Raw genomic sequence first — 2356 nt, 5'->3', positions numbered from 1 at the left:
CCGCAGACGCGCTGGCCGCCGGGCTGGTGAGCGCCGTCTATCCGGCCGACCAGTTCGACGCCGAAGTGGACAAAGTGGTGTCGGCGTTGGTGGGCGGGCCCGCGGTCGCATTCGCCAAGACAAAGGAGGCCATCAACGCTGCCACGCTCACCGAGCTCGACGCCACACTCGACCGCGAATTGCAAGGTCAGGCAGTGCTGCTGAAATCACGCGACTTCATCGAGGGCGCAACGGCTTTCCAGCAGCGCCGGACCCCGAACTTCACCGATACCCTCTAGAGCCCGAACAGCGGCGGCAGCGCGAGCAGCACGACCAGGCTCCACACGAAGTGGGTCAGTATCGGAGCCAGCACCCCGCCCGTCGCGCGGCGCTCCCAGGCGCACACCGAGCCCAGCACGATCGCGGCGAATCCGAGCATCAGATTTTGACTGGCCATGGTGGCGGCCACATACACGGCGGTCGATATCAGCGCCGGATGGTGGCGGCCCAGCGCCGTGTAGAGCGCTCCGCGGTAGAACAACTCTTCGGCGATGGCGCCGAGCAACGCGATCGCGAGCACCAGCCGCCACGAACCCTGGTCGGTGAAATGCAGTACTCGAGTGATCAACTCGGCCACTGGCGGGATTTCCCGTGCGATCGCCCCGCCCGCCACGAACACGCCGCCCAGCACCAGCCCGATGGTGGCGCCGGTGATCACCGGGCGCTGGTTGCGGCCTCGCCAGCAGATGCCACCCAAATGCAGCGGCCCGGAGGTGAACGCCCCGAGAGCCCACACCGCGCTCAACGCCGCCGTGAGCCAGTAGAAGGTCGAGTCGCCCGGGTGACGCTTCATCGACAGGCTCAGCACCATCGCGCCGAGCACCAACACCACGGCCACGACGATGCGCCGGCGCCGCACCACCGACGGCGGTTCATGGTGTGGCACAGCAACATTGGTGATGGCGCGGCGGATTTCGTCCAGCGCGCTCGTCGAGGGTCGGGTATTGAGGTCAGTCATACTGGGCGCACCTTCGGTGTGAGAGTAATCAGTAGGTCGAGGCCTGTACGCAGCGCTCCCGCGAGCGGTCCCGGGACGACGTTCACCAGGCCCAGCGTCGGGTGCGCGATCCGCGGTGTGACGGCCCGCGCCACCTGGCGGATGCGTAGGGCGTCGCCGCCGGCCCACGTGGGGTCGCTGTCGGCGAGGTGGTGTGGATCAGCCAACGCGTTGACGGGCCGGGGTGGCGGGCTCGACAGCGCCAGCGCAATGGCGTCGTCGACAGGTAGCAGCCCGCCGGGCGGGTCAGGGACCCGGTCGCGCAGGCCGGTGTCGGACGCGAGCATCGGGTGGGCCAGCGACTCCACCAAATCGGCGGCCAGGCCGTCGGGAACCGGCAGCGCCACCGCCGTCAACCGGGAGGCCACCGTGGTGTCGACGCCGCGGACCGGCAGACCCGTGTGCCACCTGCCCGAAATCCGCGCATAGGTTTTGAGCAGCCCTCGGTACGACGTGGTCTCGGGGCCGCAGATGTCGTAGGCGCCGGGCGGCACTTGCCCGGCATCGGCCGCAGCAACCAGGTAATACAGCACGTCACGAATCGAAATCGGGTCGATCGGGTTGTCCATCCACGCCGGCATGGGCATGAGCGGAAACCGGTCACCGACGTAGCGCAGCATCTCGAACGACGTCGACCCGGCCCCCAAGATGATGGCGGCGCCCAGCCACACCACCTCGGGGCCGCCCTCGATGGTCAGCGCCGCGGCTACCTCGGCCCGGCTGACCAGGTGCTGCGAAAGATCATCGCTGTCGGGCACAAACCCGCCCAGGTACACGATGCGACGCGCGCCGGCCTGTTTGGCCGCGGCTGCAAGATTGGTGGCCGCGACCTGGTCGACATCCCGAAAGCCGGGCTGGCCGATCGCGTGAACCAGGTAGTACACGACGTCGACCTGCCCCGCATCGGCGAAGGCCCGATGAGCCGACGCAGGATCCGACGCGTCGAATTCCACCGCCATGACGTCGTCGAGCCATCCCAGGCGCTGAAGACGGGCGGGATTTCGGCTGGCGGCCACCACGTGGTGACCTTCGGCGAGTAGCTCAGTGACCAGGCGTGATCCGACGTAGCCGGTGGCACCGGTCACCAGAATCCGCACACCGTCCAACGTAGCGATTGGGCCAGAGGCCCGCGGTGGATTTAGTTCCGCCGAACCGCAATGCGCGGCGTCTTCGTCCGGCGGTATCCACGTTTTCAGCAATCGGGCGGGCGGTCTGCCAAAACGTCGACTTCAACGCGGCGGCGACTCAACCGGCCCCACGACAGGCGATGCGGCTCACTTTGAACTCTTCATCACACACGAGCGTCACTCTTATATGGAC

The 2356-nt window shown here is 67.7% G+C and carries 3 protein-coding genes; 1 reads left to right on the top strand and 2 read right to left on the bottom strand.

All coding sequences use genetic code 11. The features are described 5' to 3' along the window. On the top strand, positions 1-278 hold a 278-nt coding region (locus VFA16_RS08455), incomplete at its 5' end, for an enoyl-CoA hydratase-related protein (protein ID WP_324967383.1). On the opposite strand, the gene VFA16_RS08450 is transcribed toward VFA16_RS08455, so the two are convergent. Together VFA16_RS08450 and VFA16_RS08445 are read right to left on the bottom strand one after the other, a co-directional pair. Continuing rightward, entirely contained in the window at positions 275-997 is a 723-nt protein-coding gene (locus tag VFA16_RS08450; RefSeq protein WP_324967382.1) for a CPBP family intramembrane glutamic endopeptidase, read from the bottom strand. The genes VFA16_RS08455 and VFA16_RS08450 overlap by 4 nt on opposite strands. Further along, positions 994-2133 (bottom strand): NAD(P)H-binding protein, encoded by a 1140-nt coding sequence (locus tag VFA16_RS08445; protein WP_324967381.1) that lies wholly within the window; start codon positions 2131-2133, stop codon positions 994-996. Before VFA16_RS08445 ends, VFA16_RS08450 begins: the two co-directional genes overlap by 4 nt. Positions 2134-2356 lie beyond the last annotated feature (223 nt).

The organism is Mycobacterium sp. (assembly GCF_035653355.1).
Lineage (GTDB): Bacteria > Actinomycetota > Actinomycetes > Mycobacteriales > Mycobacteriaceae > Mycobacterium.
The sequence above is the reverse complement of the archived record's forward strand: the minus strand, read 5'-3'. Positions and strand labels throughout refer to the sequence as shown.

What these genes read in the sequence shown, in the direction of transcription:
- VFA16_RS08450 (WP_324967382.1), bottom strand. Translation starts at nt 997, where the DNA reads ATGACTGACCTCAATACCCGACCCTCGACGAGCGCGCTGGACGAAATC.